Genomic DNA, 19,221 nt, shown 5'->3' on the forward strand with positions numbered 1-19,221 from the left:
GATCCCTTCCCGAACTCAGAAGTGAAACCTCTTCGCGCTGATGGTAGTGTGGGGTTACCCATGTGAGAGTAAGTCATCGCCAGCTCATTATTCTAAACACCCTCAACTAGCGTTGGGGGTGTTTTTTATGTGGGAAAGAAAATATTAAAAACTATAAAAAGTGAAGGCAAAATAAAACCATCAGATGATGATGGTTTTATTACGGCTTAGATAGAAGATTGATTTAAGCGAATAATTGAGTAACGGAACACCATAGAATTGCTAAAATCGCAATCGCAACGATAGGTTCTAGTACTTTAGACCAAGTGGGTACAATTGCTTCTACAAGCTCAATATTTTGATGATCATCGTGGGTATGTTGTTGTACCATTTGATTAAACTCCTTCATTGATGCCTCTAATGATAGCTCTTCTTGAGGAATTGGTTTAGAACCTTTTAACTCTATTAGATCGTTTGTTGACCAAACCCAATCATCCGCTTGACCAGATAAATGTTCAATTTGACCTAGCAATAATTCACCTAGACCTTTATTGCCAAAATTACCAGTTTGATCCAATTGCTTGAGCTCTGTGAGTTGTAAGGCTAAGACTTCACTAATATTCTGTTCAAGCTCAGTTTTGGAGAGAGGTGACTGATTGTGTGGAGATGTGGTGAGTCGACGTGCAATTTCCTGAATATATAATTCATCTTGATGATCAATTTCTTGATAAAGTTTTTGGTTGTCTTCTCGCCACAGACTGACCAGTTTGCCTAAGCTCAGCGCATTGATTTCTTGAATATATTGGTCGCGATCAACAGCATTATATTGTTTCAAAAGCGAGGGCTTTTGAAGTTTAATCTGCGCTGCAAAATATTGTACTAAATCAAAAGCCATTCACTACTCCATTGTTTTAATCTAATAATCTAAGGCTTGGTTTTTTCTTAGTTTGTTCGGTTTTTTCTTCAGTCTTTGATTCTAAAGCATCTTGATCATTTTGGATATGTGCATACTCACTTGGATCAAAGAATAAGCCTTGTCCATTCTCTCTTGCATAGATACCTAAGACGGCATTCATAGGTACATATAAGTCGCGTGATACGCCCCCAAAACGTGCAGAGAAGGTGATTGCATCATTGCTCATGTGTAAGGCATGCACTGCATGTGGAACGATATTTAGGACAATCTGACCATCCTGAATAAATTGTTCAGGAACAAGCGTATTCGGCTGTGTAGCATCGACCAATAAATGTGGTGTGAGTTGGTTATCACAAATCCATTCATAAATTGCACGGGCTAAATAAGGACGGGTTGGACTTAAATTGATTTCAGATTCAGACATAATATGCTCTTTAAGTATGAATTAAAAATTCTTGATAGCGATTTTTTTCTTGCAAAGTCATTGCTTGAGTGAAGGCAGGGCGTGAAAAAATCCGCTGACAATACAGGAAAATTGGACGACAGTGTTGTTGGGGTAATTCTATGCCCATGGCTTTTAGCCGTATAAATAAGGGTGCCAGCATGCAATCTAAAATACTGAAATTTTCTGACATGAAATAAGGATAATGCTGAAATAATGGTGTCAGTGAAATGAGTGTATCACGTAATTTTTTTTGTGCAGCGCGCTGTGTTGTGTACTCTAAGCTATCAGGATGACGTAGCATCTGATCGGCAAGTTTGAACCAGTCTTGTTCAAAGCGCCAAATATATTGTCTTTGTTCTGCACGTGGCATAGGTGCATCTGCATAGAGTTTATTTTGTCGATAACGATCATCCAGATATTCGGAAATAATCGCAGTATTAAAGAGTTTTAAATCGTTTTCTAGCAGCATTGGAAGTTGATTATACGGATTCAGGCTTGCAAGATCTTCATCTTCATAATCGACCAAAATCAGTTGATATTTGATTTGTTTTTCGGCCAGAACGTAACGAATCCAATGTGAGCGAAAGTCGTCCGCATGACTGTAGAGGGTAATGCCTTGTAAGGGTGCGTTCTCGACTGACATAATCCGAAATAAAACCAAATGAATAGAATAGGATACTAAACTTAGCCACTAAAATCACCCAGCAAAGCTGATAAAAGTGTATGAGATATTTGTTGATTGGTTTTCAATTTTTGGACTGTATTGAATTTTGATTTTTGGTGTATGTGAATCCGAATTGTTTATCTGACTTAAAATGCTCAGCTCGTTGATTTGCATAAAAAAAAGCCTTGGAAAATCCAAGGCTTTTTTTGTGTCCGATTCGGTAAACGAATTAACGTTTAGAGAATTGTGGACGTTTACGAGCTTTACGTAAACCAAGTTTCTTACGTTCAACTTCACGAGCATCACGAGTAACGAAACCAGCTTGACGAAGAGCAGGTTTTAAAGTGTCGTCAGATGCGATCAATGCACGAGTAATACCGTGACGGATTGCACCAGCTTGACCACCAATACCACCACCAGCAACAGTGATGTAAAGGTCATATTTTTCAGTAGCTTCAAGAAGCTCTAATGGTTGACGTACGATCATACGAGCAGTTTCACGACCGAAATATTGCTCAAGAGTACGGTTGTTAATTACGAGTTTACCTGTACCAGCTGATAAGAAAACACGTGCAGTTGCGGTCTTACGGCGACCTGTACCATAGTTAGTAGCCATGTGCTGTATCCCTTAGATGTCCAAAACTTGTGGCTGTTGAGCTGTGTGAGGATGCTCAGCACCAGCGTACACTTTCATTTTCTTGATCATAGCATAACCAAGAGGACCTTTTGGCAACATGCCTTTTACAGCGCGTTGGAAGATTTCTTCTGGTTTGTGAGCAACTAATTTCTCGAAATTAGTTTCACGGATACCACCAGGGAAACCAGTGTGGCGATAGTATTTCTTGTCAAGTGATTTGTTACCAGTCACTTGAACTTGCTCAGCATTGATAACAACGATGTAGTCGCCAGTGTCAACGTGAGGAGTATAAGAAGTTTTGTGCTTACCGCGTAAACGACGAGCGATTTCTGTCGCAAGGCGACCTAGAGTTTTGCCAGAAGCATCAACAACGTACCAGTCGTGTTGAACTTCAGCTGGCTTAGCGCTGAGAGTTTTCATTAAACCACTACCTATTATAGTTGGTTTGGACTATGGAAGCTGTCCAAACAAAAAGGAGTCCGAATTCTACCTGAGAATGGGTAGAACTACAATGGAAAAGTCACATTTTAAGCGCTATATTTTATCAAGTTTGGTTATAAAAGCAAAATCACCTCTAGCGACCATTTCACGACAGTAAAAATCAGGTATTGATCTTCTTTATCTAGTGCTGTTTTAGCTTTTTCTGTATGGTCGCAGCAAATAATAATGATGAGGACGGATCACTATGTCTGATGATTTAGAACGCATCGCTACAACGACAAAAGCATTAACGACAGAAGCATTAAAGCCGCAACCAAATAAACTGCTAAAATTTATAGCAGGTTTTTTCATCACATTGATTGGTCTGTATGAACTGGCATTTTTGTTGGTAGGTGCAGCTTATGGTACTGATGTATTTGATTTTATCTTAATCTATTCTGTATTTATGCACATCACCTTGCTCCCTTTTATGCTATATGGCATCGGTGGCTTCATCATGTTGAGTCTATCTGATCAAAACTATCGAGCAGTCACTCAACAAGCGCCCAAAATACTATTTATAGGTTTGTTGTTATGTATGGTCGTGATTGGCATTTCGGAATGGGCGCATCAGATGGGCATCTTAGATAGCCGATTTAGATTAGATTGGAGATAAAACAATTTTGCTCAGGATGGCGCTATAATTCAGCTACACCTAGCTATAGTGGATGAAGCTGCATGCGCCCTTTATATGTCACCAGTGGTGAACCTGCAGGTATTGGACCTGATATTTGTCTAAGTCTGGCAGCTCGACAAGATGAGCGTCCAATTGTGGTATTGGCAGATCATCAATTATTACAACAACGCACCGAAATTCTAAAGCAACAAGTCGAATTGATTGAATATTCAGGTCAGCAACAGCCTGCAGCGCTTGGGCAGTTATATGTTGAGCATGTGCCTTTGGCTGTAGATGTTGAGTTGGGGCATTTAAATGCACAAAATGCAACTTACGTTTTGGAGCAATTACGTCGCTCAGCTTCTTATGCAATGATAGGTAAGAGTGTGGGCGTGGCGACAGCACCCGTGCAAAAATCTATTATTAATGAAGCTGGTATTTCTTTTAGTGGGCACACTGAATATTATCAGGAGTTTGCAGGTGTTGCGCGTGTGGTGATGATGTTAGCCACCAAAACCTTACGCGTTGCCTTGGCGACCACGCATTTACCTTTACGTGCCGTGGCAGATGCCATTACCAAAACACGTTTAGAACAAGTAATTGATATTTTGCTGCACGATTTAAAAAGCAAGTTTAAAATTGAACATCCTAAAGTATTGGTCTGTGGTTTGAACCCACATGCGGGCGAAGATGGGTATTTAGGCATGGAAGAAATTGAGGTGATTAATCCTGTGCTGCAAAATTACCGTAATCGCGGTGAAAATCTCAGTTTAAGTTTACCTGCAGATACTTTATTTACCCCAGAAAATTTAAAAGATGCCGATGCAGTTTTAGCGATGTATCACGATCAGGGTTTACCTGTGTTAAAATCTCAGGGCTTTGGTGAAGCAATCAATATTACTTTAGGCTTACCGTTTATTCGCACTTCAGTCGATCACGGCACAGCGCTCTCCCTCGCAGGTACGGGACTTGCGAAAAGTTCTAGCTTGCATGTTGCTGTCGATTTAGCGCTGGATTTAGCACGTTCATAATTTCAGCTTGGAAATCTTTATGTATCAAATTAATGCCCTAAACCCAAAAGATGAAGGGCATCAGGCTCGTAAACGCTTTGGTCAAAACTTTTTGCATGATCAACGCGTGATTGCCAAAATTGTCCGCTCAGTGAACCCACGTCCAGGCGATAATATTGTCGAGATTGGACCGGGTTTAGCGGCATTGACCTCACCTTTAATTGGTGAGTGTGATGCTTTGACTGTAGTGGAATTAGACCGTGATTTGGCCGCAGGCTTACCGGGACGTGTGCCACATCCTGAGCGTTTAACTATTGTAGAAAGTGATGCGCTGAAATATGACTTTACCGAGTTATTTCAGGAAGGGCGCCCGCTACGTGTGGTTGGAAACTTGCCGTATAACATTTCGACGCCGCTTTTGTTTCATCTCTTAGAGTTTGGTGACAAAGTTAAAGACATGCACTTTATGCTGCAAAAAGAAGTGGTAGATCGTATCACGGCTGAACCGAATACCAAAGAATATGGGCGTTTATCGGTGATGATGCAGTATTACTGTAAGCCAACGTTCTTGTTTGAAGTACCGCCTGGCGCATTTAATCCACCGCCTAAAGTGACTTCTGCAGTATTCCGTTTAGAGCCTTATGTGACTAAACCGATTATTGCCAAAGATGAAAAAGCATTGGCACGTTTGGTGGCGCATGTATTTACCCAACGTCGTAAAACATTGCGCAATAGCTTAAAAGGCATGTTGGCTGAAGATGCGTTTGAACGTGCAGGGGTAGACCCAATGGCACGTCCTGAAACTTTAAGTTTGAGTGCATTTGTCGCATTGGCAGATCAGATGGTGAATTAATGGCAGCAATTCGATACAACTATGTCATTGGTGATGTGCAGGGCTGCTTTGAAGCCTTAAAACTGTTATTAAAAGAAATACAGTTCGATCCCGATCAAGATTTTATTTGGTTTGCAGGCGATTTAGTCGCGCGGGGTGAAAACTCGGTAGGTGCTTTGCGTTTTATTAAAAAACTGGTAGATCGTGGCGTTGCAGCAACGGTGTTAGGCAATCACGATTTAACCTTGTTGGCAGGCGCACGTGGCTTAAAGAAAATCAAAGCACAAGACAACACTCGTGATGTGATTGATGCAATTGACAGTGATGATTTGATTGATTGGTTGCGTAAACAACCATTGTGTCTTTTTCCTAATGAAAACACCATTTTAACTCATGCAGGTATTCCACATATTTGGAATGCGGAACAAACCGCAGCTTTGGCAAAAGAAGTTGAGGCGGTGATTGGGCATGAGGACTTTGAGGTAGTGGATGCATTCTTAAAGGAAATGTATGGGGCAGAACCTGCAGTTTGGTCGGATGATTTAGAGGGGCATGCGCGTTTACGTTGTATTACCAACTATTTGACCCGTATGCGTTTAGCCAATGCACAGGGTGGTTTGGAATTCAGCTTTAAAGATGCCTTAGATGATCCGATGCCAGAAGGTTTTAAACCGTGGTTTGAATATCCATCTTTAGCTGCGCAAACACATCAAATCGTATTTGGTCATTGGGCAGCATTGCAGGGACAAACGGTAGCCGACAATATTCAAAATGTGGATGGCGGTTGTGTGTGGGGCAATCAGCTTGTGGCTTATCGTTTGGAAGATCAGCAATTGTTTGCAGTGGATAATCCGCTGGCAGAATGGTAATAACATTCATCTTTAAAATTTAAAAATGTGATGATGAAATGAAAATAGCCACCTATTGAGGTGGCTATTTTTTATCTTGAATTTTATTGAATTCGAATCCAAGTTTGACTGCGACCTAGTGTAGATACACCCATATAAGCACGTAAAGTTAAACGTTTACCTGTTGAGTTGAGGCGAATTTTTGCATCGTAAATACGACCTGCCAATGGATCAATTACGCGTCCTTTTTCGTAATTGTTGCTGTTTTTGACTTGTTGTAAGCCTTTTAAAATATCCATCCCTAAAATAGGTTGGTCGGTATAAGGCGCAGGGCATTTATTACAAAGTTCACGTGGGGTATAACCCGGACGCGGGGTTACTTTCACAATTTTACCCGTATAGGTTTGATTGGCTTCTTTACGAATTTCGATGACAGCTTTGGGTGAGCCTGTTTTATCATCAATTTGTTGCCAAGTTCCTGCTAAATCTTGTGCCATCGCCAAAGTGCTTAGACTGCCGAAGATGACGGCTATTCCTAAAGCCAATTTCTGAATCATTTTATTTCCCTTACTCGGTCTTTGCGGCTAGTCTAATCTGTGAATTAACGGACACAAAGTCCCGAGTATCCAGAAAAAATGACCGATGAGACACAATTACTCGCTTATTGTTGGCGAATCCACGTTTGTGTCCGACCAATGGCTGAAATTCCGACGTAACCACGTAAAGTGAGACGTTTATTATTAGATGCTAAACGACCTTTCAGGCTATACATTTTGCCTGTAAGTGGATCTAAAATACGCCCATCGGCATAGTTGTTATTTTCCACATGCTTTAAGCCACTAATAATTTCCAAACCGACCAAAGGTTTGTTGGTATAAGGTGCAGGGCAATTCACACACATAGTTTTTGGGGTATAGCCCGGTCTTGGTGTGACTTTGATAATTTTACCAGTAAAGCTGCCATTTTCAGCTTGGGTAATTTCAATCAGGGCTTTGGGTGAACCTGTTTTGTCATCAATACTTTGCCAGATACCTGTTAGGTCTGCAGCAAATGCTGAACCACTGAAGATTAAGCTTGCAAATACACCCATCAATACATTTTTCTTCATATCAGTTCCTTTGATTGTCGAAAGTTATTACAGAGGTTAATTCAAGATATAAAGCGAGTTGTGGTAAGAGTCAAGAGATTTGAGGAAATTTTTAATCTTAAACTTGCAGGGAAAATGCTGGAAAAGATGTGAAAAATGCCACGAACGTGTGGCATTTTAAGTGAAAAGTGAATTAATTAAGTTGGTGGAATAACTTATAAATTAATCACTTTTAATCCAAGTTTGGCTGCGACCTAAAGCCGATACACCGACATAACCGCGCATGGTCAAACGCTTACCATTATTGCTCAATTTGGCTTTGGTGCTGTAAATATTGCCGCTTAAAGGGTCAATAATTTTCCCGCCTGTGAAATTGGAATTACCTGTATATTTTAAGCCAGTGAGTACATCCATACCTAAAATCGGTTGGTTGGTATAAGGCGCAGGGCAGTTGACACAGGTTTCTCTTGGTGTGTAACCTGGGCGTGGCGTCACTTTAACGATTTTAGCGGTATAGCTACTATTGCTTTCCTGACGAATTTCTAAAATGGCTTTAGATGAACCCGTTTTATCGTCAATGTTTTTCCAAGTTCCTGTAATATCTTGAGCCAGCGCAAAACTACCTAAGGCTGAGCAGATTAAGGCAACGGTGAGTTTTATCTTGACCATGTTCAATGTTCCTTCATTTCGCAAACTGGATATTTCATAATAAAAAGAAAGTGAAATGGTCACAATCTTTAAAAGTGATTGCTCAGTCACATTCTTTGTAAATACAGTATAAATGTTGGCAGCCAAACTGCGGTAAAGACTGCATTGACTGCCATGCCAAAGGCAGCATAACGTCCTGCAACACTGCCACGTTGCCATGCTTGAGCAGTACCAATGGCATGTGCAGCTAAGCCAAGTGCCAAACCTGAAGCACGTTCATCATTGATATGCCTTAAAATAAGTGGTGAAAAAGCAGCACCCACGACACCTGATAAAATTACAATTAATACTGCCAATTGAATCGGTGCTTCTAATAAGGTTGCGATATTAATCGCAATCGGCGTGGTCACTGCACGGGTGGCAAATGCCATAATATCGGCACTGGACATATGTAGCGCATAAGCAAGCCCCATCGGCAGCGCCACAGCACTAAGACTGGCAAAGAACAAAATACCTAAAATCGCTTTGAGGGGTAAATCGTCATAACGCATGGCTGCTAGAGGAATGGCGAGTGCAACTGTCACATAGCCCAATAATTGATTAAACAAAGGGTTGGTTTGTGCGACGTAAGTTTCGTATGGAATCCCGAAAAAATACAACAGTAGCAACACAAAACACATGCCAAAGACAATCACAGGGATTTGCGGGACTTTTTGGTTGCAAGGTTTTGCCAGTAAATATGCAACGAGAGTGATTAAAAAACCATATAGAATTGACAGCATTTTAATCTCCTAAAGCCAGCGTTTTGCCATTTTGGCATACAGCCAAAGCGGGATCAGCGTACTGATAAACAACACAATTAAGAAGATTGGAATTTGTTTGCCCATGTGCGTGAGCATAATTAATGAACCCGCGCTGATGGGTAAAAAAGCAAAGGCACTTTCTTTCATGATTTTGTTGTTGGTATCGACCAGACGAGCAGGAATTTTACTGAGTTTGCGCCATGTAAATAATACCGCCAGCAGGCTGAGCAAACCGACTAAATTGCCTAATTCTGGGTGATTAAATTGGGTCATGATCCATACAGAGGCTTCACGAAACACAATAATCAAAAGGAGTGTGCCGATCCATGCTGGCCAATCGATATGTTTTATCCTGCTCATTTTTGATCTTTCATTAAAATTTTACTTATCACGTTTTAACCGATCTGATCGTCAATTTCAAATGCTTCAAGCGGACGTTTAAATTGTTCTGCCTGTGCACCTAAAATTTCGTCTATCGGTAAATGTGCCTGTTTAATCAGTTGTTCCAGTTTATGTGGTGCCATGCTGACTTGTAGATGTAATTGACCTTCATCATCGTACTGTTCTGCCTGAATGACATTGAGCGCATACAGTTGATTGCGCAGTTTGCCATAAGCAGGTTGTAATTTAAGATCAAACTTTTGAATTTGCCCTATCAAACATTCATGTACGGCTTGTTTTAACAAGTCTAAACCTTGCCCTGAATGTGCCGATACATAGACACGGTCAGGTTGATGCGGTTTTTCATAGATAATTTTGGCTGTTTCGCCTGAGACATCAATTTTATTGTAAACCCGCAAAATAGGTACATCTGCGCCAATTTCTTTTAGCACACCTTCGACTGCTTCAATTTGTTCCAACACATCGGGGCTGCTTGAATCAATCACATGCAGCAATAAACTGGCTTCTAAGGTTTCTTCCAAAGTTGCTTTAAAAGATTCCACCAAAGAGTGAGATAGGTTTCTTACAAAGCCAACGGTGTCTGCCAATACCAGACGTCCGATGCCATCCCATTCTAAACGCCGTAAAGTAGGGTCAAGCGTAGCAAACAGTTGGTCAGCAGCATAGACATCACTTTGCGCCAAAATATTAAATAAGGTCGATTTGCCTGCGTTGGTATAACCGACCAATGAAACGGTAGGAATGGCGGCTTTTTGCCGAGCCACACGACCTTGTGCACGGGTTTGACGGACTTTATCGAGTTTGGTTTTTAGTTGTCCCATGCGAATACGCAATAAGCGTCGGTCAGTTTCAAGCAAGGTTTCCCCAGGACCACGTAAGCCGATACCACCTTTTTGACTGTCTAAGTTGCTGCGACTACGCACCAAACGTGAAGATAAATGTTGTAATTGTGCCAATTCGACCTGTAATTTACCTTCGTAAGTGCGGGCGCGTTGAGCAAAAATATCTAAAATGAGTTCGGTACGGTCAACCACACGGCATTGCATCACTTTTTCTAAATTACGTGCCTGTGCAGGACTGAGTGCATGATCAAAAATGACCAAATTGGCGTCGTGTTCTTTGACCAATGCGGCAATTTCTTCGGCTTTGCCTGAGCCAATAAAGAGTTTGGCATCGGGTTTACTACGTTGAGTGTGGACGTGTTGTAAAACTTCTGCACCCGCAGATTCAGCCAAGAGCTGAAACTCTTCGGCATCTAGGTCTTCTAAAATTTGGACAGCGACACTGACCAGTACAACACGCTCGCCATCTTGATGTGGCACAAAATTTTCCACTCAGCGCAATCTCCATGCTAAAGCTATATTCTAGTAGAAAAAATGTTTGTGCAGGGAAATAGATGATTGGATTTTTCCTGCGCCCTGATTTGATGCTATATCAACGTATGTAAACTCAATTATAAGGATGACCCCAATATAGAATTTATCTATTTAGATTTTGCCAAAAGTCGCATGTTTGCATGCAGGTTTCGGTTTTTATTATCAATGCAAGTTCAGATTGAACAGTATAGAATGAGCAAAATATAGACCTTTATACGTTGTTTTGCGTTTAACAATTAGTGATGACCCTATGAACCCAGCTGTTGAAACTCACACATCTCCAATTCATGGTTTTGCAAAGCTTGCTTTGTATAGCAAAAAAGTTCTGGCAACGGCTGGCGCGATTGGTGAAGGGTTTTATTTGGTCTATCGTCATCAATTGTATAAAGACACCAACAACCCGAACAATACGCGCTATGTGCAATATTTTTGCCGTCAATTGTGCAAAGTTTTTAATATTGAAGTGCAAATTCATGGTGAAATTCCGCATGACCCTGCGCTATGGGTCAGTAATCATATTTCGTGGTTAGATGTAGCGGTATTGGGTTCTAGTGCGCGGGTATTTTTTCTGGCCAAAGCTGAAATTGAAAAATGGCCGTTATTGGGTAAGTTAGCCAAAGGTGGGGGGACGCTATTTATTAAGCGTGGCTCTGGCGATTCAGTCAAAATTCGTGAACAAATCACGCAATTTTTAAAACAAGATATTCCTGTATTATTTTTTCCTGAAGCGACCACGTCAGATGGAAGCAAAATTAAAAAAGTGCATGGTCGTATTTTAGGGGCAGCAATTGAAGCCAAACGACCTGTGCAAATTTGTCTGATTTGTTATGTGAATCAGCAAGGTGAGTTAGATACTGTTGCGCCGTTTATTAATGACATGACCTTTGTTGATCATGTGAAAGATGTTTTGGAAATGCCGAAAGTGACAGCGCATTTAATGGCGTTACCTGCAATTGTGGTAGAAGGGCACGATATTGAATCTTTAACTGCTGTGGTACAGGAACGCATGACAGAAGGTTTGGCTGAGTTGCATCGTCAGGTATTAAAACCACAAGTGCTGACATCATAAAACATGCTTAGGCGCATCTTCATGTTAAAGATAGCCTAAGCACATCACATTTTTTTAAGAATAATGGTCATCATCCAACAGCTTCAATATTATGTTGCTACATAAAGCCTTCAATTGGCAGCCATGAGGTAATTTTCATTGTCGCACGTTGATACCATTTCATCCCTGGTTCTTTTTTCAGAATTTGAGTTTCGCCTTGTGGATTTTTCATGTGCCATTGAATGTTTTGCTGTGCATCTAAAACCAGTTTATAAGCATATTTGGACAAATTGACATCCATGGTGTGGTGAACTGCGCGAGCCAATGGCGGACTGTTTAAAATCACCCCAATTTCAGTATTTAAATATGCCGAGCGTGGGTCAAAATTAAACGAACCAATAAATACCTGTTTTTCATCCAATGCCATGAGTTTGGCATGTAAACTAGAACGGCTTAAACCTTTCATACTGACTTTGGCTTTTTTGGAAATTTCGTGCGTATGTGTGTTTAGGTTTTCCATTTCAGGTCGCGCCAAAAACTCATACAGCTGCACGTTATTTGCCAATAAATCTTCTCGATATTTGGCGTAAAAAGCATGCACCACAGGAACATCGTTGGCTTTAAAGGAGTTGGTCAGTACGCGTACCTGAACGCCATCATCCGCCAAGTCTTTTAGTTTTTCTGCCCCCGATTGTTCGGGGACAAAATACGCAGAAATAATATCGACACTACTGCTTGGCTTCTCTAAATGCGTCAGCAATTGAAAGTTGAGATGTTCTTCTTTTGAGGCGCGGTCTTTAATTTTACTCGGCGCATCTTTGACCACTTCAGCACTGACCCAATCGAACTTAATACTATGCGTCATCCACTGTTCAATCGCTTTAGAACGAGTCACCAAATCTAAATAATTTTGTACGGTGGCTTCTTGATCGTGCTGTTCTAATTGCTGTTTTAAGCTTTCATAACGCAAGGTGTAATGTTGTGGATTGACCAATTGCTTGACTGAATAAGCATAGTCATCATTCCAGTATTCATCAAAAGAGTGAATAATTTCATCCGAAGCCGAGCCGACTAACATCACATCGACATCAGAAAATTGATAATTGTCGCTGACGTTATAGTATTGATTGCTCATATTGCGCCCACCAATCAGAGAAATTTGGTTATCGGCAATAAAGCTTTTGTTGTGCATACGACGGTTAATACGCTTCAAATCCAAAATCATGTCCATGGCACGATAATGTCGAAAGCGATATGGATTATACAGTTTGATGTCGATGTTGACGTGTTGATCGAGCGCGAGATAAATGCCTTCCATTTTTTTTGCATTGTTATCATCGACCAATAAGCGGACTTTCACCCCACGATCTGCCGCACGAATAATGGCGTGTAGTGCAAGCGCGCCAATTTTATCGTTATCCCAAATATAATATTGTAAATCTAAAGATTTTTCTGCTTTATTAATCAGATAGATACGTGCTGCTAGGGCTTCGAGCGGATCATACAGGACATGATAACCCGTAAGCTGCGGATATTTTTCGCGTAGCGGCAGTACAATTTTGGCCAAACTGGTTTGATCGGTTGGGGTTTCAAACGCCATCTGGATCGGATGTTCAATCTGTTTGGGCAGCGTGCTACAGCCTGAGAGTGTCAAAACGAAGGCGCAACTCAGCCACAAGACGTTGTGCCGAATATTTTGAAATGGAGCGGATGAGCTGCGGTTTGCCAAATTAAATTCCTTTTTAGCACGAGGAGCAAATAAGTTAAAAATAGGGTTTGAGTATAATTGTCAGCTATGAAAAGATAAATATGACAATACAGATATATGACGTGTGTGGGTTAAATGCGACATCTGGGTTTAGCGCAGCATTGAATAGCAGAAGTATGAAGTAATAGAGAATAAATATGTGGGATAACGATTCAGTCGTGTTGTATTTCTATATGGGTATGGCAATTTTGGCGCTGTGGGCAGTTTCGCAAGCATGGCGCAGTCAGGCCAATACAGAAACCATTCACCCGTTTAAGGCCTTTGTGCATTTGTTGGCATTTTATTTGTCTTACCTGTTGCCGCCTTTGGTTTTTTTTAGTGTCTATGCGGGTATTCAGGGCTATTACTCCATCCACGAAGCGATTTTTGTATTTTTAGTCAGTGCTGTGTTGAGCTATGCGCGTTTTATTGAACCGCATTTGATTCAAGTCAAAACTACCAAATATCAAATTCATGCAGATCGCCGTTTATTAAAGCCTGTCAAAATTGCTTTAATTGCAGATTTACATATTGGCTTGTTTTCTGGGCATGAGCGTCAATTGAAGCAAATTGTGAAAAAACTCAATTTGCAAAACCCCGATATGGTCGTTGTAGCAGGCGACTGGACTTATGAGCCTGAAAATAAATTGGTCGAAGAATTGGCGGTATTAAAAGAAATTTGTGCGCCTGTATATTCGGTAAATGGTAATCATGATGAGCAGTATCCTGGCCCGCCCATTCAAGAGCTGTTAAAAACGGCTTTAGAACAAAATAACGTGATTGATATTGAAGGTAGAATTGTCGAGTTTGATGAGTTTCGTTTGCTCGGTATTGGCGATTTATGGGCAGGTAAAACCGACATGCGCTATATGCCCGATTTACCTCAGGATAAGCCGTGGGTGTTGTTATCACATAACCCCGATACAGTGGATATGGTGCCAAAACTGCCGACACGTCCGTTGATGTTGGCAGGACATACCCATGGTGGGCAGGTTGAACTGCCGTGGCTGACCGATTATGTGATGAAAAAAGTATCTATTTTAGGGCATAAAAAGGGGTTATATCGTCATGATCATGCCGATGTATTTGTGACTGTGGGGACTGGAATGGTGGGTGTTCCTTTTCGTTTTGGTGTGCCACCCACGATTGATATTATTGAATTATTGTAAGCACCGTCACCATCGCCTACATGAAAAAAACCAGCCGAGGCTGGTTTTTTGATGCAATTTTTGCGCTTAAATTTGATTGTTTACATCATCATGCTTGGTTTCTCGAATCATTAAAAATGCGATTAAAGACAAGATGGATGCTGCACTTAAATAATAACCAACTGCAGCCAAGCCATAAGTGGTGGCAAGTTTGGTGGCAATGAGTGGGGCAAACGATGCGCCAAAAATACCCGCCAAGTTAAAGGTGAGTGCGGAGCCTGTATAGCGTACAGATGTTGGGAAAATTTCAGACAATACTGTACCAATGGGCCCGTAAGTAAGTCCCATAATTGCCAAGCCAATACACAGGAAAATAAATACAATCCACGTGCTGCCTGAAGCAAGCATGTCGGCAAAAAATAAGCCAAAAATTGCAGAGATGATGCACACTGCGATAGAGGTGGTTTTACGTCCAAATTTTTCGGCTAAAACGGCTGAGAGGGGAATAAAAGCAGCAAAACACAATGTGGCTAGTAGTTGAAGTTTTAAGAATTCTTCACGTGAATAACCCAGTTGTTTGGTGCCCCATTGCAAGGCAAATACCGTAGTCAGATAAAACACCACAAAGGTACAAATTGCAGCGATTGTACCGAGCACTAACATTTTAGCGTGTTTTTTAAAGACCTGAATAAATGGCACATTGACTTCTTTTTGTTTATTCAACACTTTTTGGAAGGCAGGCGTTTCATGCAGTTTTAAGCGAATCCATAAACCGACAATCACCAATAAGGCACTCGAAATAAACGGGATGCGCCAGCCCCATGTCATAAAGTCTTGCTCAGACATCAGCGCACCTAAAATAAGGAATGAACCTGTGGCAAGAATAAAACCAATCGGAGCGCCCAATTGTGGGAACATGCCATACCAAGCACGTTTACCTTCAGGGGCATTTTCTGTGGCTAACAGTACTGCTCCCGACCATTCACCGCCCAAGCCTAAACCTTGCCCTAAGCGACACAACGCCAACAGTAATGGCGCGATAATCCCAATTTGTGCATACGTCGGCAGTAAACCAATACAGACTGTAGAAATTCCCATGGTCAATAATGCCGCGACCAAAGTGGCTTTGCGTCCAATCCGATCTCCTAAATGTCCAAATAAAGCTGCACCAATTGGACGGGCGATAAAGGCAATTGCAAAGGTGGCGAGAGATTGAATGGTTGCCGTCATTGGGTCAGTACTGGTCGGAAAGAACAGATACGGGAAAATAATGACTGCCGCAGTGGCGTAGATATAAAAGTCAAAAAACTCGATGGTGGTACCGACCAAGCTTGCAGTCAGTACTCGAAATTTAGAATTTTGAGTCGGCTGTTCAGCGGCAGCAGTAGATGAAGATGCCATACAGGACCTTATGTAAAGTGAATTTTAAATGAAAGTGCAATTTGGCACAGACCGCACTGGCAGAAAAATAGTAGATACTTCTTGTAGTTATACTTTTTTGAACAAGAAGTCGGTTACAAAACTGCATCCATGAACACCATTCAAATCTGATCGTTTTATCTGTAAGACATGAGCGATATTCAGCGTTAAATCACATACAGATAAATTGCCAGAAAGTGTGCGCCTGCACCAATTAGGACAAATACATGCCAAATTGCGTGGGTATATCTTACGCGTTTTAAGGCATAAAACAATACACCCACGGTGTAGGCAATGCCGCCAATTAGCAAAAAGGTCAGGGCTTGGCTGCTTAAATAGGCTTGCATATCGTCCATGACCAGAACGGCTAACCAACCCATCACCAAGTAGGCAATTAAAGAAATTTTATGAAAACGGTTGATAAATACCAGTTTAAATAGGGTGCCAATCAGGGCAATAATCCACAGGGCAATTAACAAATATTGTGCTTTTTGAGTAGGAATCGCGATGGATAAAAATGGGGTATAAGTCCCTGCAATTAAATAATAAATTGCGGTGTGATCTAACTTTTTATAAAAATAACGACGGTCTGCTGCGGTTGCCATGTGATACAGCATTGAAGCAGAAAAAAGCAGTACCATGCTTATTGCATAGGCCCACAAACCTAGCCATTGTCCCGTACTTAAATACGCACCTTTAATGATTAAAAGAATACCTGCAATAAATGCCAAAGCCGCACCAACACCATGGCTCAGATAGTTAATCCGTTCTTCTTGCAGGTCATAATCAGGCACTAAAGGGGCATTTAATTTCATGGCGAATCTGCTTTAATTTCTTTAATTATACAACTGTATCGTAATTCAATTTTGCTTTTAGGGTAATAACAATTAAACTTGAATTGTAATTTTTTCAGGTTTTTATTATGTCGACTTTGGCTTCTCCCTCTGTGCAGGAACAACAATTCTTAGAGGCTTTTCAGCAAGCCATTGATACACAAAAGCTTGATCGTGTGGTGCTGAGTCAATATAAAGGCGAACTGGAACAATTAGAAAAAATCACCTTACGGGTGATTCAGCTAAATCAAGACACCGTTTTAACTTGTTTGTATCGCCATAAAACGCAGGATATCACCAAAAACTATCCTTTGGCAGAAGCACAGATACAATTGAGTCACTTATTGGCAGATTGTAAACAGGCCAATTTATTTACGACAGATCAGGAAATTCAGCTAAAAAAGAACAAAAAGAAAGCCATGCTCAGCATTAGTAAAACAGCACCGACTATAGCGAAACCGAAAGAACCACAAGGACATGACCGAGAAAAGCAGCGTTATGTCGATCAATCCAGCCCATTTTTACAACACTTGGGGATTAGCGATGCCAAAGCGCAAATTATTCCGAGCATGGCGCGTAAATGGAAACAGATTAATAAATTTATTGAAATTTTTTCGGGTGCCTTGGCGCAAATCAAAATTTCGGAAAATACCTTGCGCGTGGTGGATTTTGGTTCAGGCAAAGGCTATTTAACTTTTGCGCTCTATGACTATTTGCAAAAGCAGCAATTTATTCCCTTTGTGACTGGGGTGGAACTAAACCCGAAAATGGTTGAGTTTTGTCAGTCGGTGGCGAGTGCTTCAGACTTTCAGCAGCTAGATTTTTTTCAGGGCGATGTGCGCACCTATCAGCCAGAACATTTAGATGTAATGATTGCTTTGTATGCCTGTGATGTCGCCACCGATTTTGCAATTCATACTGGTATTCGCCTGAATGCACAAATGATTATGTGCGCGCCGTGTTGCCATAAAGAGTTGCGTCCACAATTACAAAGCCCAAGCGTGTTGCAACCGATGCTGCAATTTGGCATTCATGCAGGGCAACAGGCGGAAATGTTAACCGATACCATCCGCGCTTTATTGCTCAAAGCCTATGGTTATGACACCAAAGTTTTTGAGTTTGTCGCTTTAGAACACACCAGTAAAAACAAAATGATTTTGGCAACCAAACGTCAAAATTGGAGTGAACCTGATCAAGCAGTTTTGGCACAAATTCGTGATTTAAAAACCATGTACGGTATTCAAAAACATTCTTTGGAGTTGTTGTTGAACGATCAGTGGGATCAACAGGGCATTGGTTCTAAGTGCTAAGCAAGATGGAACAGGATATAAAGATGCAAGATTATGAAATTCAATCGGGCACTTGGACACAATTTGCTGCAGAGGCCAAATCTATTCGTGAGCAAGTCTTTATTCAGGAACAGCGAATTGCGCCTGAAGATGAGTGGGATGCACAAGATGCAGTTGCCTTGCATTTTGTGGTCTATGCAACTGGACAGGCGATTGCAACAGCACGTTTACTGGAAAATCACAGTATTGGACGGGTCGCAGTGTTGAAATCACAGCGCGGTTTAGGTGTGGGACGTGTTTTAATGCAGCATATTATTCAGGTGGCAAAGCAGCAGCAACGTCCGTGGGTCAAGTTGTCTGCGCAGGAACACGCGATTCCGTTTTATCAAAGTTTGAGTTTTCAGGTTGAGGGTGAGTCGTATTTAGATTGTGGTATTCCGCATGTAGATATGCGATTGATATTTTAAACGAATTGTCGATAGTCCTGATTTTAATCGTGCAAAATAAAAATCGCCATGATGGAATGTGATCATGGCGATTTCTTTTTATAAACTGTATGAACAGAGCCGCTAGCGCATATTAATGTCCATGTGCGGGTGCTGGCTCATGGTTTTCAGGCATATTGGCATGTTCTGTTTCAGTCATACCGTGTGCATCTGCAGTTTCAGCAGCCAAAGCTTCACGTGCTTCACGATCTGCTTGTGCTTTTGCCAATGCTTCTTGTGACATAGCTGGCGCATTTTTAAAGGCGTGTTGCTGAGTATTCTGCTTTTGTTGCTGGCTAGGCATGTAGTCAGGTTCATTCGTGACCGCTAACCAGAAAATAAACATGAAAATTCCACCCAAAATACAGAAAATAAAGAGTGCTTTCCAACCCCAAGGTGATTTTTCAGGAGTAAGGCGTTCGGTCATGTGCATCTACCCAATTTGAATCTAAATCTTAAAATTATGTAACTTTATAACATAAAATGCATGAAAAACGGATTAAATTCTA

General features: G+C 41.2%; 23 protein-coding genes and 1 rRNA gene. 9 read left to right on the forward strand and 15 right to left on the reverse strand.

Features of this window, described 5'->3' with window-relative positions; translation table 11 throughout:
* Positions 1–85, forward strand: a 5S ribosomal RNA gene (gene rrf, locus FTU92_RS06105); the annotation flags it as partial.
* 138 nt (positions 86–223) lie between these two features.
* Here rrf and FTU92_RS06110 read toward each other — a convergent pair.
* The 5 genes from FTU92_RS06110 to rplM all read right to left on the reverse strand — a co-directional run bounded on the left by FTU92_RS06110 (position 224) and on the right by rplM (position 3,061).
* Complete coding sequence (locus FTU92_RS06110; protein ID WP_178868245.1) at positions 224–874, reverse strand: hypothetical protein; 651 nt, start codon at positions 872–874, stop codon at positions 224–226.
* A gap of 16 nt (positions 875–890) precedes the next feature.
* Positions 891–1,319 (reverse strand): ClpXP protease specificity-enhancing factor, encoded by a 429-nt coding sequence (locus FTU92_RS06115; protein WP_180043543.1) that lies wholly within the window; start codon positions 1,317–1,319, stop codon positions 891–893.
* 10 nt (positions 1,320–1,329) lie between these two features.
* Positions 1,330–1,983: a glutathione S-transferase N-terminal domain-containing protein gene (locus FTU92_RS06120; protein ID WP_136144145.1), complete on the reverse strand. Its 654-nt coding sequence runs from the start codon at positions 1,981–1,983 to the stop codon at positions 1,330–1,332.
* 250 nt (positions 1,984–2,233) lie between these two features.
* Complete coding sequence (gene rpsI, locus FTU92_RS06125) at positions 2,234–2,620, reverse strand: 30S ribosomal protein S9 (protein ID WP_004972483.1); 387 nt, start codon at positions 2,618–2,620, stop codon at positions 2,234–2,236.
* A 12-nt stretch (positions 2,621–2,632) separates the two neighbouring features.
* A complete protein-coding gene (gene rplM / locus FTU92_RS06130; RefSeq protein WP_004909012.1) occupies positions 2,633–3,061 on the reverse strand; it encodes a 50S ribosomal protein L13 in 429 nt (142 codons plus the stop codon).
* Between the two features lie 265 nt (positions 3,062–3,326).
* On the opposite strand from rplM, the gene FTU92_RS06135 reads away from it, so the two are divergent.
* The 4 genes from FTU92_RS06135 to FTU92_RS06150 all read left to right on the forward strand — a co-directional run bounded on the left by FTU92_RS06135 (position 3,327) and on the right by FTU92_RS06150 (position 6,448).
* Complete coding sequence (locus tag FTU92_RS06135; RefSeq protein WP_136144144.1) at positions 3,327–3,737, forward strand: hypothetical protein; 411 nt, start codon at positions 3,327–3,329, stop codon at positions 3,735–3,737.
* A gap of 62 nt (positions 3,738–3,799) precedes the next feature.
* Positions 3,800–4,768 (forward strand): 4-hydroxythreonine-4-phosphate dehydrogenase PdxA, encoded by a 969-nt coding sequence (pdxA, locus tag FTU92_RS06140; protein ID WP_180095892.1) that lies wholly within the window; start codon positions 3,800–3,802, stop codon positions 4,766–4,768.
* 19 nt (positions 4,769–4,787) lie between these two features.
* The gene (rsmA, locus tag FTU92_RS06145; protein WP_004972477.1) at positions 4,788–5,600 is read left to right on the forward strand and encodes a 16S rRNA (adenine(1518)-N(6)/adenine(1519)-N(6))-dimethyltransferase RsmA; all 813 of its coding nucleotides are present in this window, start codon (positions 4,788–4,790) and stop codon (positions 5,598–5,600) included.
* Positions 5,600–6,448, forward strand: coding sequence for a symmetrical bis(5'-nucleosyl)-tetraphosphatase (locus FTU92_RS06150; protein WP_096901578.1), 849 nt, complete (start codon positions 5,600–5,602; stop codon positions 6,446–6,448). Before rsmA ends, FTU92_RS06150 begins: the two co-directional genes overlap by 1 nt.
* Positions 6,449–6,531: 83 nt before the next feature.
* On the opposite strand, the gene FTU92_RS06155 is transcribed toward FTU92_RS06150, so the two are convergent.
* From FTU92_RS06155 to hflX, 6 genes are all read right to left on the reverse strand, one after another.
* Positions 6,532–6,984, reverse strand: coding sequence for a DUF2147 domain-containing protein (locus FTU92_RS06155; protein WP_004972473.1), 453 nt, complete (start codon positions 6,982–6,984; stop codon positions 6,532–6,534).
* Between the two features lie 104 nt (positions 6,985–7,088).
* Positions 7,089–7,535, reverse strand: coding sequence for a DUF2147 domain-containing protein (locus FTU92_RS06160; protein WP_004972472.1), 447 nt, complete (start codon positions 7,533–7,535; stop codon positions 7,089–7,091).
* 201 nt (positions 7,536–7,736) lie between these two features.
* Positions 7,737–8,183, reverse strand: coding sequence for a DUF2147 domain-containing protein (locus FTU92_RS06165; RefSeq protein ID WP_180095894.1), 447 nt, complete (start codon positions 8,181–8,183; stop codon positions 7,737–7,739).
* An 86-nt stretch (positions 8,184–8,269) separates the two neighbouring features.
* On the reverse strand, positions 8,270–8,944 hold the full coding sequence (locus FTU92_RS06170; protein WP_004972468.1) for an LrgB family protein: 675 nt from the start codon (positions 8,942–8,944) through the stop codon (positions 8,270–8,272).
* A gap of 9 nt (positions 8,945–8,953) precedes the next feature.
* Entirely contained in the window at positions 8,954–9,325 is a 372-nt protein-coding gene (locus FTU92_RS06175) for a hypothetical protein (protein ID WP_004972466.1), read from the reverse strand.
* A 35-nt stretch (positions 9,326–9,360) separates the two neighbouring features.
* Positions 9,361–10,701 carry a ribosome rescue GTPase HflX gene (gene hflX / locus FTU92_RS06180; protein ID WP_180095896.1) on the reverse strand — a complete coding sequence of 447 codons (1,341 nt, stop codon included), beginning with the start codon at positions 10,699–10,701 and terminating at the stop codon, positions 9,361–9,363.
* A gap of 292 nt (positions 10,702–10,993) precedes the next feature.
* On the opposite strand from hflX, the gene FTU92_RS06185 reads away from it, so the two are divergent.
* Entirely contained in the window at positions 10,994–11,812 is an 819-nt protein-coding gene (locus FTU92_RS06185) for a 1-acyl-sn-glycerol-3-phosphate acyltransferase (RefSeq protein WP_096901584.1), read from the forward strand.
* 97 nt (positions 11,813–11,909) lie between these two features.
* On the opposite strand, the gene FTU92_RS06190 is transcribed toward FTU92_RS06185, so the two are convergent.
* Positions 11,910–13,520: a phospholipase D family protein gene (locus FTU92_RS06190; RefSeq protein WP_257218768.1), complete on the reverse strand. Its 1,611-nt coding sequence runs from the start codon at positions 13,518–13,520 to the stop codon at positions 11,910–11,912.
* Between the two features lie 176 nt (positions 13,521–13,696).
* On the opposite strand from FTU92_RS06190, the gene FTU92_RS06195 reads away from it, so the two are divergent.
* Positions 13,697–14,707 carry a metallophosphoesterase gene (locus tag FTU92_RS06195; RefSeq protein WP_180095898.1) on the forward strand — a complete coding sequence of 337 codons (1,011 nt, stop codon included), beginning with the start codon at positions 13,697–13,699 and terminating at the stop codon, positions 14,705–14,707.
* 66 nt (positions 14,708–14,773) lie between these two features.
* Here the strand turns inward: FTU92_RS06195 and FTU92_RS06200 are convergent, their stop codons facing one another.
* Positions 14,774–16,087, reverse strand: coding sequence for an MFS transporter (locus FTU92_RS06200; RefSeq protein WP_004972461.1), 1,314 nt, complete (start codon positions 16,085–16,087; stop codon positions 14,774–14,776).
* 185 nt (positions 16,088–16,272) lie between these two features.
* Positions 16,273–16,920 carry a hemolysin III family protein gene (locus FTU92_RS06205; protein ID WP_180095900.1) on the reverse strand — a complete coding sequence of 216 codons (648 nt, stop codon included), beginning with the start codon at positions 16,918–16,920 and terminating at the stop codon, positions 16,273–16,275.
* A 107-nt stretch (positions 16,921–17,027) separates the two neighbouring features.
* Between FTU92_RS06205 and FTU92_RS06210 the strand changes: the two genes are divergently transcribed.
* Both FTU92_RS06210 and FTU92_RS06215 read left to right on the forward strand, forming a co-directional pair.
* Positions 17,028–18,248: an SAM-dependent methyltransferase gene (locus tag FTU92_RS06210; RefSeq protein ID WP_180095903.1), complete on the forward strand. Its 1,221-nt coding sequence runs from the start codon at positions 17,028–17,030 to the stop codon at positions 18,246–18,248.
* A gap of 23 nt (positions 18,249–18,271) precedes the next feature.
* A complete protein-coding gene (locus tag FTU92_RS06215; protein ID WP_004972455.1) occupies positions 18,272–18,694 on the forward strand; it encodes a GNAT family N-acetyltransferase in 423 nt (140 codons plus the stop codon).
* A 112-nt stretch (positions 18,695–18,806) separates the two neighbouring features.
* Here the strand turns inward: FTU92_RS06215 and FTU92_RS06220 are convergent, their stop codons facing one another.
* The gene (locus tag FTU92_RS06220) at positions 18,807–19,139 is read right to left on the reverse strand and encodes a hypothetical protein (RefSeq protein ID WP_004972453.1); all 333 of its coding nucleotides are present in this window, start codon (positions 19,137–19,139) and stop codon (positions 18,807–18,809) included.
* Positions 19,140–19,221: the final 82 nt, after the last annotated feature.

It is taken from the genome of Acinetobacter sp. YH12205, assembly GCF_013418125.1.
GTDB lineage: Bacteria > Pseudomonadota > Gammaproteobacteria > Pseudomonadales > Moraxellaceae > Acinetobacter > Acinetobacter towneri.

Coding starts and splice junctions, on each gene's coding strand:
- FTU92_RS06110 (WP_178868245.1), bottom strand. CDS start 874: ATGGCTTTTGATTTAGTACAATATTTTGCAGCGCAGATTAAACTTCAA.
- FTU92_RS06115 (WP_180043543.1), bottom strand. CDS start 1,319: ATGTCTGAATCTGAAATCAATTTAAGTCCAACCCGTCCTTATTTAGCC.
- FTU92_RS06120 (WP_136144145.1), bottom strand. CDS start 1,983: ATGTCAGTCGAGAACGCACCCTTACAAGGCATTACCCTCTACAGTCAT.
- rpsI (WP_004972483.1), bottom strand. CDS start 2,620: ATGGCTACTAACTATGGTACAGGTCGCCGTAAGACCGCAACTGCACGT.
- rplM (WP_004909012.1), bottom strand. CDS start 3,061: ATGAAAACTCTCAGCGCTAAGCCAGCTGAAGTTCAACACGACTGGTAC.
- FTU92_RS06135 (WP_136144144.1), top strand. CDS start 3,327: ATGTCTGATGATTTAGAACGCATCGCTACAACGACAAAAGCATTAACG.
- pdxA (WP_180095892.1), top strand. CDS start 3,800: ATGCGCCCTTTATATGTCACCAGTGGTGAACCTGCAGGTATTGGACCT.
- rsmA (WP_004972477.1), top strand. CDS start 4,788: ATGTATCAAATTAATGCCCTAAACCCAAAAGATGAAGGGCATCAGGCT.
- FTU92_RS06150 (WP_096901578.1), top strand. CDS start 5,600: ATGGCAGCAATTCGATACAACTATGTCATTGGTGATGTGCAGGGCTGC.
- FTU92_RS06155 (WP_004972473.1), bottom strand. CDS start 6,984: ATGATTCAGAAATTGGCTTTAGGAATAGCCGTCATCTTCGGCAGTCTA.
- FTU92_RS06160 (WP_004972472.1), bottom strand. CDS start 7,535: ATGAAGAAAAATGTATTGATGGGTGTATTTGCAAGCTTAATCTTCAGT.
- FTU92_RS06165 (WP_180095894.1), bottom strand. CDS start 8,183: ATGGTCAAGATAAAACTCACCGTTGCCTTAATCTGCTCAGCCTTAGGT.
- FTU92_RS06170 (WP_004972468.1), bottom strand. CDS start 8,944: ATGCTGTCAATTCTATATGGTTTTTTAATCACTCTCGTTGCATATTTA.
- FTU92_RS06175 (WP_004972466.1), bottom strand. CDS start 9,325: ATGAGCAGGATAAAACATATCGATTGGCCAGCATGGATCGGCACACTC.
- FTU92_RS06185 (WP_096901584.1), top strand. CDS start 10,994: ATGAACCCAGCTGTTGAAACTCACACATCTCCAATTCATGGTTTTGCA.
- FTU92_RS06195 (WP_180095898.1), top strand. CDS start 13,697: ATGTGGGATAACGATTCAGTCGTGTTGTATTTCTATATGGGTATGGCA.
- FTU92_RS06200 (WP_004972461.1), bottom strand. CDS start 16,087: ATGGCATCTTCATCTACTGCTGCCGCTGAACAGCCGACTCAAAATTCT.
- FTU92_RS06205 (WP_180095900.1), bottom strand. CDS start 16,920: ATGAAATTAAATGCCCCTTTAGTGCCTGATTATGACCTGCAAGAAGAA.
- FTU92_RS06210 (WP_180095903.1), top strand. CDS start 17,028: ATGTCGACTTTGGCTTCTCCCTCTGTGCAGGAACAACAATTCTTAGAG.
- FTU92_RS06215 (WP_004972455.1), top strand. CDS start 18,272: ATGCAAGATTATGAAATTCAATCGGGCACTTGGACACAATTTGCTGCA.
- FTU92_RS06220 (WP_004972453.1), bottom strand. CDS start 19,139: ATGACCGAACGCCTTACTCCTGAAAAATCACCTTGGGGTTGGAAAGCA.